The organism is Dialister micraerophilus (genome assembly GCF_947090205.1).
Lineage (GTDB): Bacteria > Bacillota > Negativicutes > Veillonellales > Dialisteraceae > Dialister > Dialister micraerophilus.
Genome location: NZ_CAMUNF010000007.1, coordinates 1 through 14715, shown reverse-complemented (window position 1 = coordinate 14715; position 14715 = coordinate 1). Strand labels below are relative to the sequence as shown.

Below are 14715 nucleotides of genomic sequence, written 5' to 3'. Positions count from 1 at the left end.
AAAAATATGGCAACAGCTATGGTAATCGGCGCACAATGGGGCGACGAAGGAAAAGGTAAAATAGTCGACTACTTGGCGGCAAAAGCCGATGTAGTAGTAAGATCACAAGGCGGAAACAACGCAGGACACACAGTAGTGACAGGCGGAAAAGTATATCCCCTAAGACTCATGCCGAGCGGAATTATGTACGAAAACACAATTTGCGTAGTAGGTACGGGCGTAGTAATAGACCCGAAAAGCCTTATCGAAGAAATGAGAAGCTTGGAAGAAAAAGGTGTAAAAACACACCACCTCCAAATATCTACACGTGCACAAGTAGTATTTCCGTACCATATAAGACAAGATGAAGCTGAAGAAGCTATGAAAGGCAGCCGTAAAATCGGAACGACAAAAAACGGAATCGGACCTTGCTATGCAGACAAAATCAACCGTATAGGCATAAGAATATGCGACCTTATGGACAAAGAAGTATTTGCGGAAAAACTCAAATACAACCTTGAATACAAAAACAGAGTACTTGAAAAACTCTATGGAGTAGAAGGATTCGACTACGAAAAAATGCTCAAAGACTACCTCGAATATGCGGAAATTTTGAGACCGTTCGTACAAGACACAAACTACAACGTAGACAAATTCATAAAAGAAGGCAAAAACGTACTCTTTGAAGGTGCACAAGCATCAATGCTCGACTGCGACAACGGAACATATCCGTACGTAACGTCATCACACCCGACAGCAGGAGGAGCGTGCATCGGCGCAGGAATCGGACCGCACAATATGAAAAACATATTCGGAGTAGTAAAAGCATACAGCACCAGAGTAGGCGAAGGCCCGTTCCCGACCGAACTTCATGACGAAACAGGCGACTACATAAGAAACCTCGCACACGAATTCGGTACCGTAACGGGAAGACCCAGAAGAGTAGGCTGGCTTGACGCAAGAGCGGTAAGATATGCGGCACAACTCAATACATTCGACTACCTTGCAATTACAAGACTTGACATACTCGACCAAATGGACGAAATAAAAATTTGTGTAGGATACGAATACGAAGGAAAAGAAATAAAAGAATATCCCGCAGATCTGAACTTCCTTTCCAAACTCAAACCGATATACAAAACATTTGAAGGCTGGAAAGAAAAAATTTCCGACATAAGAGAATATGACAAACTTCCGCAAAAAGCAAAAGAATACGTAGAAGCAATAGCGGAAATCACCGGAGTGAAAATCGGAATAGTATCCGTAGGCCCGACAAGAGAAGAAACAATAGTAGTAAAAGATGTATTTAAAAAATAATATTTGAATATATTTAAAAAGAAATATCCGTAACAAATCGAAAGTAGAAAAAGTTACGGATATTTTTATTTAAGAAAAATGCAATAAAAAAGTCCCTTGAAAGGGACTGAATTTGAAACTACCTCATGACGAAAAACAAACCCACGAAGCAAAGAATTGCACCGAAAGCTTTCGTCAAAGTGAAAGTTTCATGGAAAAACAAAGATCCGGAAATCATCAGAATAATTGAAACGATAGTACTATAAACCATTGCTGCGATATTAATTTGCCAACCGGCCTTGTACATATAATAAGCACCGGCCTCCAAACCGATCAGACAAAAACCCAAAATGAAAGCAATCCAATTAATTTTTGTATACTGCCCCAAAAACTCACCGGAAGGAGAAGTATACCAACACAGAGCCAAAGCTGCAACAGATGCAAACAAGTAAGTAACGGTTAAAGACGCAAAAAGATTTACTGAAGCGGGAATCAACTTAAAACAAAAATGATAAGTCAAATTAGCCAAAACCAAAGCGCCGATAGGCCACCAAAACGCAAAATTCATAATACCAACCTCTCAAAATTTACTATGATAAAGAAATACAGAATAAAAAGTTAAAAGCGCTCTGAATATTTATACAGAACGCTTTCGGTTAGATTGATATTATAGATAAAATAAGAATAATTATTTTTTTGTAAGAATAATTATTTTTTTGAGATTGATTGGTTTAATTTTTCAAATACTAATTTGTATCCGTCGTTACCATATTTAAATGTACGATTTATTCTTGAGATTGTACCCATACTGCATCCGGTAAGTTTTTGTATTTCATTATATTTCTTACCTTGATAAAGCATTTTTGCAATACGGAAACGATTTGTCATTTCTAAGAGTTCATCAACAGTGCATAAATCTTCAAAAAATGAATAAAATTCGTTTTCTGTTTGTAATTTTGAAACAGCCTCAAATAAAGCTGACGTTGTAGGATTTTTTATATCCATAGTAACACCTCTTTGTAAAGCATCATTATTATAGTTTAGTAACCATAAAGCATTATATCATAATATATTTTAAAAAAAATGAAAATATAATTTATATTTACACGTTAAAATGTTATAATTATAAATAAGTAAATGGGTAAAGGAGGAGTAAATATGAAAAAAATTAGAGGAACACAAGATATTTTGCCGGAAAATATTTATAAATGGCAATATTTGGAACGGGAAATAAGGCAAATTTGTGATTTGTATGGTTTCAAAGAAATACGAACTCCTATATTTGAAGCGACAGAACTGTTTCTTCGAGGTATAGGAGATACAACGGATGTAGTAACAAAAGAAATGTACACCTTTAATGACAGAGGCGGAAGATCCATAACATTAAGACCGGAAAATACTGCAGCCGTAGTAAGATCGTATCTTGAAAATAAAATGTATGCGGACAATACAACACATAAGCTGTTTTATATAGGTTCGATGTTCAGATATGACCGTCCGCAAGCCGGAAGATACAGAGAATTTCACCAATTCGGATTGGAAGTTTTAGGTTCGGATAATCCGTATGTAGATGCGGAAGTAATAGACTTAGCAGTACAATTCTTCAAAGATTTGGGACTTAAAGAATTGAAGCTGCACATAAATTCCGTAGGACACATTGAATGCAGAAAAGTATTCCATGAAAAACTCATAGCATTCTTGGAACCGAAAAAAGACGAACTTTGCGAAGACTGCAACACAAGACTATATAAAAATCCGCTCCGTGTATTGGACTGTAAAAACACCACATGCAAACGAATAATTGATGGGGCACCGAATATAGTTGATTGTTTATGTGACGACTGCGGCGAAAAATTTGAAAAACTCAAAACCTATCTTGACGAACTTGGAATAGAATACATCGTAGATCCGCTTTTGGTAAGAGGCCTTGACTATTATACAAATACCGCTTTTGAAATAATGTATGAACCTTTAGGCGCACAAAGTACAATTTGCGGCGGCGGAAGATATGACGGACTTGTAAACGAAATCGGCGGAATACAAGTACCTGGAATTGGTTTTGCAATAGGTATGGAACGCTTGGTACTTGCACTTGAAAAGCAGAATTTATTCCCCGAAGTGAAAAACGAAAATCAAGTATTCATTGCAACGGTAGGTGAAAATGCAATAATAAAAGGTGTAGGAATTGTAAAAGCACTAAGAAAAGAACAAATTCATGTAGGAATCGCAATGCAAGGAAAAAGCCTGAAGTCATTGCTCAAACAAGCCGATAAAGAAAAGTATCAGTTCGTTTTAATCATAGGCGAAGACGAACTTCAAAAAGGTAAAGCGATACTTAAAAATATGGAAACAAAAGAACAAAAAGAAATTGATTTTGAAAGTATTGTTGAAGTTGTAAAGAAAATGGTTAAATAATTTAAGTAAAATTGGGTATTGGGAAAAGGAACTTCATTTTAGGAAGTTCCTTTTTTACATAAAATATTTTTTTAGTATGGTATAAAACCGTTTTTATTGTAATTGTATAAAATAAAAACTGATTTATTTTGTGCAATACTCTCTTTATAGGTAAGTTTCAAAGATAAAATAGTAATAATAAGTAAAAAGGTATCTATTTTAAATACAATTAATTTTATAAAATTTAAGTTATGATTTGCATGTGATGAATGCAAGTTTTTTTTATTTTATAGAATTGAAATCGCATTATTTAAAAAAAATAAAATTTTATATTATGTTATTGATGAGTAGTTTGTATTTAAATTACAAAACAGATACATTTAGCTTTATTTTTTTTCACGTTTAAGAAATGTTATGAATTTTATGTAAGTGCTGTAAGGATTGGTTGGTGATTATTACTTTTTGTTGATATGTAGTAGTTAAACATTAGACGCTGATGAGAAACATGCTTATACTGTATGCGTCATGAGATTGTTTCCGGTATCTGGAAGTAATCGTCTTGGGAATTTTTCCAAACATACAGGTGTGAAATGCAATTTTATTAATATGTTTATGGAATGTTTGGAAAGGCGATTGGAAGGAGGGCAGTAGGTACGGAAACATAGTTTCACAATGACGGGACAACATTGGAGGTATATATGTCAAAAGTTAAAAAGATGAGTGTCTGGGAATTAACTCTCTTGGTGCTCGTAAATATGATGGGTTCCGGAATTATTCTTTTGCCGACAAAGTTGGCATCAGTCGGAACTATTTCCGTTCTCAGCTGGGTTGTTACCGGTGGTGCGGTTACATGCTTAGCATACGCATTTTCAAAGTGTGGTATGTACAGCCGTCGTGGTGGCGGTATGGGTGGTTATGCTGAATACTCTTTCGGTAAAGCCGGTGCATTTATGACAAACTACACCTATTCAATCACAGCAATTCTTGCGGATGTAGCTATTGCTCTTACGGCTGTAGCTTATGCGTTGCAAGTTGCCGGTATCGAAGCAAATGCAACAACAATTTGTATCGGTACTTTGATTGCAATATGGCTTGCGACGGTGTGCAGTTTGGGAGGACCGAAGTCTGTAGGTCGTATTACTTCTTTTACAGTATTGGGTGCGATTATTCCGGTAGTTGGTATCAGCATTATCGGCTGGTTCTGGTTCAGTCCTTCTTTATGGGCAGATTCTTGGAACCCGCATAATCTCCCTGCTTTCCAAGCAATAAGTGAATCAATTGCATTGACACTTTGGTCTTTTGCAGGTTTCGAATCTGCGGTTTCAAATTCAGATGCAGTTGAAAATCCGGAAAAGAACGTTCCGATTGCAGTTCTTGGAGCAACAATTATTGCTGCAGTTATTTATGTAGTATCTACAAACGTAATTCAGGGTATCGTTCCAGGTGCAGATTTGGTTAATTCCAATGCTCCGTTCGGTGTTGCATTCTCAAGAATGTTTAATCCGACTGTGGGACAGGTATTTAATGCATTCTTCGTTGTAAGCTGCTTCGGTTCTTTGATGGCTTGTCAGTTTACTGCTGTACAGTGCCTGAAGTCGGGTGCGGATGCAGGATATTTCCCGAAGATTTTTGCAAAGGAACTTAAGAACGGACTTCCTTTGATGGACATGATTATTGTAGGTGTAATTCAGTCAATATTCGTAATTATGAGTGCAAGTCCGGAATTCTTCGAACAGTTTGAAGCTGCGGTAGATTTGTCCGTAATGACAAACATCATTCCGTTTATTTATTCAATGGGTGCATTGGTTGTTATTCAGAAAGCCGCACTTAAAGGTAAAACTGCAATTGCAACAAATATTTGTGCGATTATCGGTTTGATTTACAGTTTCTATGCTTTGTACTCCTGCGGAGAACAGGCTATGGTTTGGGGCTCACTCGTTACATTCTTGGGTGTCGCTCTTTACGGTTTGGTATCACCGAAGTTCGATCTTGAAAGTGCAAAAGAATTTAACGATAAGGTTGATGCTGAAAAAGCAAGTAATGCTTAATAATTTAGGTAATAAGCGCAATAGCGTTTTATTATAAATATAATTTGTGTCGATTTTTAAGGAGGCATATTTTATGAATTTCTTTAAAGTAGGATACAGTCCGTTGGCAGAACAGTATTTTAATACTGTAGGTGTTCGTCAAAAGGTATGTTTGGACAATGCCGATCTGACAAATATCGGTGCTGCAGTAATTACCGATCAGGAATTGGAATACATTGATCGTGTGTATGAAACAGGATTTGAGACTCCTATTTTCTTGGTAAACACATTGCATCAGGAACTTCCGGAAGAAGTTTTAGGAAAAATCAATCACGTAATTGATACAGATCCTAGTGAAGTTTCTAAAGGTCTTTACGATCGTGGAATTGAAGAGGCTGTAGTTGCTTTTGATAAAAAGGTTACTCCGGCATTCTTGGACACTATGATTAAGCATGTTGAAAACGGTACATTTGAATATTCCTGCCCCGGTCATCATGGTGGTAACTTCTATAGAAGGACTCCTGCAGGTGCTAAGTTTGTAGATTTCATGGGAGAAAACATTTTCCGTTCAGACTTAGGACATGGTGCTGCTCTTGATATGGGCGATTTGCTTTTGCACAAGGGTAAAGCAAATGACGCAGAAGTACTTGCTGCAAAGGTTTTCAATGCAGATAGAACATTCTTCGTTTTGAATGGTACATCTTGCTCGAACCATATTGTATGCAGCGCATTGCTTGCACCTGGTGATGTTATTCTCTATGACAGAAATAATCATAAATCAATCGATCATGGTGCATTGATTTTAGCAGGTGCTACACCGGTATTTATGGAAACTATTCGTAATTCTGCAGGACTTATCGGTGGTATACCGGCAAAATGCATGAATGAAGAATATGTACGTGAACAGATTCGTGAAAAATGTCCGGAAAAAGCTGACGAAAAACGTCCGATTCGTTTGGCAGTATTTGAAATGTCAACATATGACGGAACAATTTACAATGCACGTCAAGTATTGGATAAGATTGGTCATCTTTGCGACTACATTCTCTTTGACTGTGCATGGACAGGTTATGAACAGTTTATCGATATAATGAAGGACTCCAGTCCGCTTCTTATGGAACTCGGACCTGAAGATCCTGGTATTATCGTTACTCAGTCAGTTCATAAGCAGGGTGCAGGTTGGTCTTCCGCTTCTTGGATTCATAAGAAAGACAGTCATATTAAGGGTCAGAAACGTTACTGCAACGACACGGTTTTCAATAACTCATTCTTGCTTCACTACAACACATCTCCGTTCATGCCGATGTGGGCAAGCATCGAAGTAAATGCTAAGATGCATGAAGGAAGACAGGGTAAGATGATTTGGAAGAAAGCTCTTTGTGACATCATTGATGCACGTAAGAAGATTTTCAAGGTATGCAAGCTTTTGAAACCGTTTGTACCGCCGGTAGTAAACGGAAAACCGTGGGCAGATGCTGATACGGAAGAAATTGCAACAAACCTTGATTACTGGAAATTCAATCCGGAAGAAAAATGGCATGGATATGAAGGATATGCAAAAGATCAGTATGTAGTAGATCCTATGAAACTTATCCTTGTTACACCGGGAATTAATGTAGAAAATGATACATTCGAAGATTTCGGTATAAATGCATCTATTCTGTTTGCGTTCTTGCGTGAAAATAATATTACACCGGAAAAATCTTCACTGTACACATTGGAATTTTTGATTACACCGGCTGAAACCAAGGTTAAACTTGATAATCTTATTGCTCAGCTTGTACGTTTTGAAAAATTTGTTGAACGTGATGCACCGCTTCGCGAAGTATTACCGACAACATATAAAGAATACTTTGACAGATACGGTGATTACACAATTCGTCAGTTGTGTCAGGAAATGCACGATTTCTATAAAGGTGCAAATCTTAAAGAAGTACAGAAGGATCTTTTCAAGAAGGAAACATTGCCTAAACAGGGAATTAGTGCACAACAGGCTCATAATGCATTGGTTCGTGGTGATGGAGAACTTGTTCCGATTACAGAAATTGAAGGACGCATTGCACTTGATGATGCACTTCCGTATCCGCCAGGAGTTGTATGTGTAATGAGCGGTGAAGAATGGTCTTCAACTGCATGTACATATTTTAATGCGTTGGTTGATTGCATCAATGCGCTTCCCGGCTTTGCACCATCAATCCAAGGTGTTGTAATGGATAAGGATGAAAAAGGAAATACTGTAGTGTACGGATGTGTTCTTAAGAAAGAATTGGAAGCAAAGTATAAGAGCGAATACGTAGGTATTACAAAATAATAAGGCATATTCATTGAGTATGGTTTAAAAAATGTAGCAGGGAATAAAAAAAACCTGCTACATTTTTTTACCGGTTTTATTGATAAGGAATAAAACTATGGAAAAAAATAAATTAAACTTGTTTCAGCTGACCATAATGACTGCTGTAAATATGATGGGATCTGGAATAGTAATGTTACCGGCAAAATTAGGACAAATTGGTGCAATTTCAATATTTTCCTGGATTGTAACGGCTATAGGGTCGGTATGTTTAGCTATTGTATTCGGAAAATGCGGAATGTACTCACAAAAAGAAGGCGGAATGGTAGGTTATGCTGAGTATGCTTTCGGGCATTCCGGTAATTTTTTAGTAAGTTATTCTTACGGTATTTCATGTGTTATAGCAAATACAGCAATGGCACTTTCGGGTGCAGGATATTTGGCTGAATTGGTAGGGGTATCTCTTACGTCTTTTGAAACAGCTATATGGACTGCGGTTATTTTATGGGCATCAACAATATTAAATTGGAGAGGTCCTGGGTTTACAGGTAAGGTATCAAGTTTTACAGTATGGGGAGTTATTATTGCATGCGGACTTTTATGTACTTTGGGGTGGTTTTGGTTTTCTCCAAGTCTTTATTTATATAATTGGAATGTCAGCGGATTACCTTTTGCTGGTGCAGTTACAGAGTCTATAACAATGACATTATGGGCGTTTTTAGGACTTGAAACGGCATGTGCAAATGCTGAACGTGTAGAAAATCCACATAAAAATATTCCAAGAGCGATACTTCTTGGAATTACATTGGCAGCATTATGTTATATAGTAACAACAAATATAATGTTCGGTATAGTACCTGCAAGTGAATTGGCAAACAGTTCCGCACCTTTTGGTTTTGTATTTAAACAAATGTTTAATGGATATGTAGGTAATATAATTATATTACTTATATTGATTAACGATTTTGGTGCATTGGTAAGTTGGCAATTTACAGCTGCAAATGTATTTTTAGCAGCAGCAAATGCCGGACATTTTCCTAAAATATTTAAAAAGCTTAATAGTTTTTCAGCTCCTGTATTAGGCATGATTATTTTAACATTAATTCAAACTGCATTAGCGTTTATGACGGTAAGTCCTACCTTGATAAAGCAATATGAAATATTGGTAGATTTATCGGTAATTACAACTATTGTGGCATATCTTTTATCGATGGCATCTGTTAGAGTGTTGATGCGTACCGCAGGATGTGATGAATATGAAATAAAATATATATCTATGCTTGCAATGATTGGATCAGTATATAGTTTATACGCTTGCTATGCATCAGGGATTCAAGCAATGGCATACGGAGGTTTGGCGATATTCTTAGGTTGGGTACTTTACGGTCGTGTAGCGGATAACGGAAAGCGTGAAATATAAATTAATTACATTATGAAATAAAAGAGTTTTGTTTTTGAGTTTTAGAACAAAACTCTTTTATTTTTGAGATAAAATTTTACTTTTCATATAGAAAAATAGAATATCATTATATAGTTATATTTAATATGAAAATAAGTGATTCAGTTATGGCATGAATAAAAAATGTTGTTAAAAAATTAAAATTAATTCTATACATAAGTAGTATGTTATATTTTAAAAAAAATAACATAAATATACTTTTTGTATATTGTTTATGTGCATAAAATTAGTGTTTTATGTGATTGTTTTTTTTGAGTTTTCAGGGTTGATTAGCATGACGATTGATATATTTTATAATGATAAGTAGTATTACATCTGTTAAGAATAAATATGTTTAAGATTATATATTATAATTTATATATTTTTGTTTTTAATTAAAAAATATTTTTTATGTATATTTTAAATTATATTATCATATGCTAGTATGACGTAGCTTGGCAATGGAAATAAATGTGAAAACGTATATACTGATAACGTAATCAAATTTTAATTGTATTTAGTTAGAATTTATTACATTTTGAGTTATTAATTTCGATAGTCACTATGTATATTTTCGGGAGCATTTATGCAGGTGCATTGATTTTAATAATAGCGTTACATTTTGAAAGTATGTGGAGCTTTCGAAGTGTTTGCCATATGTAATGTATGGCAGTGGTATTTTATACTCCTTGTAGTAAAACACTATACAAAAAGCATGTTATCGGGTGACCTCCCGGGTAATGTGCTTTTTGTATTTTACAGCGTAAAAAATAGTATAATATTTGTAAGTAAATGATGTATAAATTTTTTGCAATGCTTGATTGAATAGGGTGCATTTTTATGGTGTTTTTTGTTTTATTTATTATTATTGCGATGTATTTTTTGGGCGGTTTTGATTGATTTGTTTTATTTTATGCTGTTTTTGTCAAAATCGTATGTTTCATGGCAAAGTGTCGGTTCGGTGTTGAAAAATTAGTGTTGATGGTATATAATTTAATTACCCTTTTAAAATATTTTAATATTTGAACAGTCTTGCGAGTGATTGTTTTTATTCATTTTACTTTTACTTGCGAGGCCTTGAGAAGATATATACTTTGTATATATCTTTTTTAAGTTGTTTTTTTATGTAGGAAGTAAAATAACGTTGTTTAAGGGTGTTTTTTTGTGTTCAATCGGTAAATATATCTGATGCACTTGGTTATATATTTGTTTAAGCGTATCCGATTATATAGGGCGGAATGGAATTTTGCTTTATGTTTGCGTTTTATTGCAGTGTGTGGTTGAAGTGTTCGGTGTGTAGAATTTTGAGTGCGGATGTGTTTTCAGGGAAATGATTGTGTATATTTTCCGTTTTCAAGCAGCTTAGATAGGTAGTTTGCTTAATATGTCCAAGATGTGTCGATGCTATGTGCGATTGATAATAGGGCAAGCAAAAAGGCGGTAACCTTTTTTCGGGTTACTGCCTTTATTTGTTTCTTGTTCTGCACAGTCCACGGTTGCAATTTCTCAAAAATCTCAAGAGGTGTTCCGTTTCGGGTGTGGAACGTATTTCTTCTTCTATTTTGTGTATTGCGTCGTTGAGTGTGAGTCCTTGTCTGAATATTATGCGGTATGCTTTTTTCAGGTCTTTTTTGAGTTCGTCTTGTACGTGGTTTCTTGAGAGACCTACGTTGTTGAGTCCGATTACTCTTGCGGGGTTTCCATCTGCGATTACGTAGGGGCATATGTCTTGTACTATTTTTGTCATTGCTCCTACCATTGCGGTGGATCCTATTTTTACAAATTGGTGAAGTCCCGCCATTCCGCCTATTACAGCTTTGTCTTCTACCGTTACGTGGCCGGCAAGACCTGCGAAACTTGAAATGATTATGTGATTTCCCAGTGTACAGTTGTGGGCGATGTGTACGTATGCTTGAAGCATGTTGTATGAGCCTATGCGTGTTTCGAGGTTTTCGCCCGTTGCACGGTGTATTGTACAGAATTCACGTATGAGGTTTCCGTCTCCTATGGTTACCGTGCTGTATTCTCCGGTGTATTTCAAGTCTTGCGGATCGTCTCCGATTACTGCGTGCGGATAGATACGATTATTTTTTCCCATTGTTACGTTTTTACGTATTACTGCGTGTGCTCCGATTTCAGTTCCGCTTCCGATTTCGCAATTTGGTCCTATTACTGCATAGGGGCCGATGATAACGTTTTTATGTATTATGGCATCGGGATCGATAATGGCGGTTGCGTGGATTTGCGGTTCTTTTTCTTCTAGTATTTTTAATTCCATTAGTCCCATTCCTCCTGTATGGTGTAGCTTCATGTTATATATGTTAATATAAAGTTTACAAAAAATAAATATTTTTTACAAATTTTATATCGACAATATTTTTTTTATTCGTTTTCGGTGATGTAAAACATAAATTCCGCTTCCGTTTTGACTTGGTCGTCTACGGTGCATTTGCAGTGTACTTTTGCTACACGTCCCTTTACTTTGATTACTTGTGCGTCTGTAATCATTACGTCGCCGGGTACTATCGGCGATCTGAATTTTACTTTGTCCATGCTTGCAAACATCGGTATTTTTCCTCTGTTTTCATCGGTGTATTGCAATGCTATTCCGGCTACTTGCGCCATTGCTTCGCATATGAGTACTCCCGGCATGATCGGATGGTTCGGGAAGTGTCCTTGGAAGAATGCTTCATTCATCGTCACGCATTTGAGTCCTTTTGCGTATTTCATCGGTTCTACATCCAGTATTCTGTCTACCAACAGCATCGGATAACGGTGCGGTAGGATTTTCATGATTTGTTCAATGTTTAATTTCATTGTTGTTCCTCCGTTATTTGTGTTTTGAGCTTTTGAAGGCGTTCCGACAGTGCCGCATTCAGTTTATGACTTCCAAGTACTGCTATTATGTGTGCATGGAGCGGGCCTACGAGTGAGATGTCTCCAAGTATGTCCAATATTTTGTGTCTTACGAGTTCGTCATCAAATCTGGGTACGGAAAGACATTCCGTTTCGGAATATACTACCGCATTTTCGGTTGTGCCGCCTTTTCCAAGTCCCATTTTTCTCATGGCTTCGAGTTCTTTTGTAAATCCGATTGTTCGTGCCGATGCGATTTCTTTGTCGTATGAATCGGGATTGATTGTTATGTCGAGTATTTGTGTTCCCAGCATCGGGTGCGGATTTATCGATGTAAATGTTATTCTGAGTCCGTCATAGGGGATTGCAACGATGAATTTGTTTTTGTCGTAGAATGAAACGCTTTGCGGAAGTTCGAATATGTCGATGTCGGCATTTTGCGTAAGTATTCCGGCTTCGTTTATCATATTTACGAATGTGCGTGCACTTCCGTCACCTACCGGCGGTTCGGGTGAGTCCATTTCTATGATGCAGTTGTCTATGTGCATTGCATAGAGTGCGGACAGTACGTGCTCTACGGTGAAAACTTTTCCGCCGTTTTTTTCAAGTGTTGTTGCACGATGTGTGTCGGTTACGTTTTTGATGTGTGCCGGTATTTTCGGAGTGTTCGGCAAATCAGTTCTGCAAAATATTATTCCGCTGTTTTCTTTTGCAGGTTTCATCGTCATCGTTACCGCAAGTCCGGAATGAAGTCCGTTTCCTTTGTAGGTAACGTCTTTTTTTATTGTACGTTGTTTCCTTTTCAAGTTAAACACCTTTCTGCTTTCTTATAGTAACTTTCGATTAATTATAACATGATATATGTGAATACAAAATATTTATATAATTAAAGATTTAAATTTAAGAGAAATATACGTTATTAGCACTCACTTGACACGAGTGCTAATAACGTATATAATAACTACAGAAGGTGAGATGAAGATAGATAAAAAGTAAAGGTCTTGATTACATATAACGATTTGGAGAAAGGGGCGGCGTTTATGCGTAGTTTAATGCCTATGTTTGATAACGGTTTTTTGAATGATGCAGGTTTTTGGGATGATTCTCGTGAGTTTGCTTTTGTTCCGAAGGTTGATGTAAAGGAACTTTCCGATTCGTATGAGGTCGTTTTCGATCTTCCGGGTATGAAGAAAGATGATTTGAGCATTTCTTACAGTGATGACGTTTTGACTGTGGAAGCCAAGAGTGAAAAATCTTCGGATGAAAAAGAAGGAGATGTTTATTTAAGACGTGAACGTTTTTCCTATTCGTTCAAGCGTCAGTTTGTTATAAGGGGTGTAGATGAGAAAGTTGTGAAGGCGTCTTTGAAGGACGGAGTTTTGCGTATTACTCTTCCTAAGATTAAGGAGAGTGCGGACGGTTCTGTAAGACGTATTCAGATTGATTGATTTGTTTTGAGTTAAGGTGAATTCTCTTTGTTGCTTCGGTGACAAGGGAGTTCACCTTTTTATTTTTACACGTACTCTCAGGATTCTTTCTTAAATCAAGAAAGAATTTGAAATGACATCTACGATACTCAACTGTCGTACCTTTGCCGCAGACACAAAAATACTCTTCCTATACACCGAAAAGGAGAGTAAATTATGCTTACAGGTATTGTATAAAATATAAAAATTTATTTGTAATTATATGGAATTAATTTTCTTCATCTTTATAATATTCGATAAATTCAGCCATAAAATTACGAATTAAAACAGCCGAGTTATATCCTTTTTTTGCACAAACATCAGAACAAATTTTATATGTTTTTTCATTAATCCAAAATTGATAACTCATACAAATCAAGGTATAATAATACAGATGAAATACCTATGAAATACCTATGAAATACCCACGGCATCAAAAGAAAAAGAAGAAAGAAACAACACGTAAAATATACACAAGAAACAAAACATCGGCAATAGACAGCATACTGGGCAAATAAAGGAGGAAAAGACATGAAAAAAGAAAGCTTTAAAGACAAGATGATTGAAAGAATTAAAGTTTCTATATTTTTTATTCCCTTTATATTAGGTATTTATTGGTTATTGTTTGTAATATAAATTGTTCGGCTAAGCAAGAAAATAACAAAAGACACCATACCGAAGCAAAAGAAAAAGAAGAAAGAAACAACACGAAAAACATACACAAGAAACAAAGCATCGGCAATAGACAGCATATTGGGTAAATAGCATATGAAGGTGATAAAAATGAAAGAAAAAAGCTTTAAGGATAAATTTTTTGATAAATTAATACTTTGGCTGTTTTTATTAACTTACTTAGGAACCGCTATATGGTGTATATGCGTGTTTACGGTTGACCTTTAACAAGAAAATAAAATAACAAAGATATAGAGAGGTAGAGAAACAAAAACTCTACTTCTCTTTTATTTTTAC

At 36.0% G+C, this 14715-nt stretch carries 11 protein-coding genes; 6 read left to right on the top strand and 5 right to left on the bottom strand.

The genetic code is table 11. The features are described 5' to 3' along the window. Positions 1-6 precede the first annotated feature (6 nt). Complete coding sequence (locus tag P6922_RS04520; RefSeq protein WP_276874714.1) at positions 7-1296, top strand: adenylosuccinate synthase; 1290 nt, start codon at positions 7-9, stop codon at positions 1294-1296. Positions 1297-1414: 118 nt separating this feature from the next. Here P6922_RS04520 and P6922_RS04515 read toward each other — a convergent pair whose 3' ends face one another. After that, the gene (locus P6922_RS04515) at positions 1415-1843 is read right to left on the bottom strand and encodes an EamA family transporter (RefSeq protein WP_007555896.1); all 429 of its coding nucleotides are present in this window, start codon (positions 1841-1843) and stop codon (positions 1415-1417) included. Positions 1844-1983: 140 nt separating this feature from the next. Further along, positions 1984-2280: a YerC/YecD family TrpR-related protein gene (locus P6922_RS04510; RefSeq protein WP_276874711.1), complete on the bottom strand. Its 297-nt coding sequence runs from the start codon at positions 2278-2280 to the stop codon at positions 1984-1986. A gap of 153 nt (positions 2281-2433) precedes the next feature. Between P6922_RS04510 and hisS the strand changes: the two genes are divergently transcribed. The 4 genes from hisS (at position 2434) to potE (P6922_RS04490) (ending at position 9406) form a co-directional block, all read left to right on the top strand. Continuing rightward, the gene (gene hisS, locus P6922_RS04505; RefSeq protein ID WP_276874708.1) at positions 2434-3690 is read left to right on the top strand and encodes a histidine--tRNA ligase; all 1257 of its coding nucleotides are present in this window, start codon (positions 2434-2436) and stop codon (positions 3688-3690) included. Between the two features lie 677 nt (positions 3691-4367). Next, entirely contained in the window at positions 4368-5717 is a 1350-nt protein-coding gene (gene potE / locus P6922_RS04500; protein WP_276874704.1) for a putrescine-ornithine antiporter, read from the top strand. A gap of 73 nt (positions 5718-5790) precedes the next feature. After that, entirely contained in the window at positions 5791-8007 is a 2217-nt protein-coding gene (gene speC, locus P6922_RS04495; RefSeq protein WP_276874702.1) for an ornithine decarboxylase, read from the top strand. A gap of 97 nt (positions 8008-8104) precedes the next feature. Further along, complete coding sequence (gene potE, locus P6922_RS04490; RefSeq protein WP_276874701.1) at positions 8105-9406, top strand: putrescine-ornithine antiporter; 1302 nt, start codon at positions 8105-8107, stop codon at positions 9404-9406. Positions 9407-10889: 1483 nt separating this feature from the next. Here potE (P6922_RS04490) and lpxA read toward each other — a convergent pair. The 3 genes from lpxA to lpxC all read right to left on the bottom strand — a co-directional run bounded on the left by lpxA (position 10890) and on the right by lpxC (position 13086). Then, the gene (gene lpxA, locus P6922_RS04485; RefSeq protein WP_007553595.1) at positions 10890-11702 is read right to left on the bottom strand and encodes an acyl-ACP--UDP-N-acetylglucosamine O-acyltransferase; all 813 of its coding nucleotides are present in this window, start codon (positions 11700-11702) and stop codon (positions 10890-10892) included. Positions 11703-11806: 104 nt separating this feature from the next. After that, complete coding sequence (gene fabZ / locus P6922_RS04480) at positions 11807-12241, bottom strand: 3-hydroxyacyl-ACP dehydratase FabZ (protein ID WP_007553747.1); 435 nt, start codon at positions 12239-12241, stop codon at positions 11807-11809. Continuing rightward, positions 12238-13086 (bottom strand): UDP-3-O-acyl-N-acetylglucosamine deacetylase, encoded by an 849-nt coding sequence (gene lpxC / locus P6922_RS04475; protein ID WP_276874698.1) that lies wholly within the window; start codon positions 13084-13086, stop codon positions 12238-12240. Before lpxC ends, fabZ begins: the two co-directional genes overlap by 4 nt. A 234-nt stretch (positions 13087-13320) precedes the next feature. Between lpxC and P6922_RS04470 the strand changes: the two genes are divergently transcribed. Next, positions 13321-13728, top strand: a complete 408-nt coding sequence (locus P6922_RS04470; RefSeq protein WP_276874695.1) for an Hsp20/alpha crystallin family protein — start codon at positions 13321-13323, stop codon at positions 13726-13728. The last annotated feature ends 987 nt before the right edge of the window (positions 13729-14715 follow it).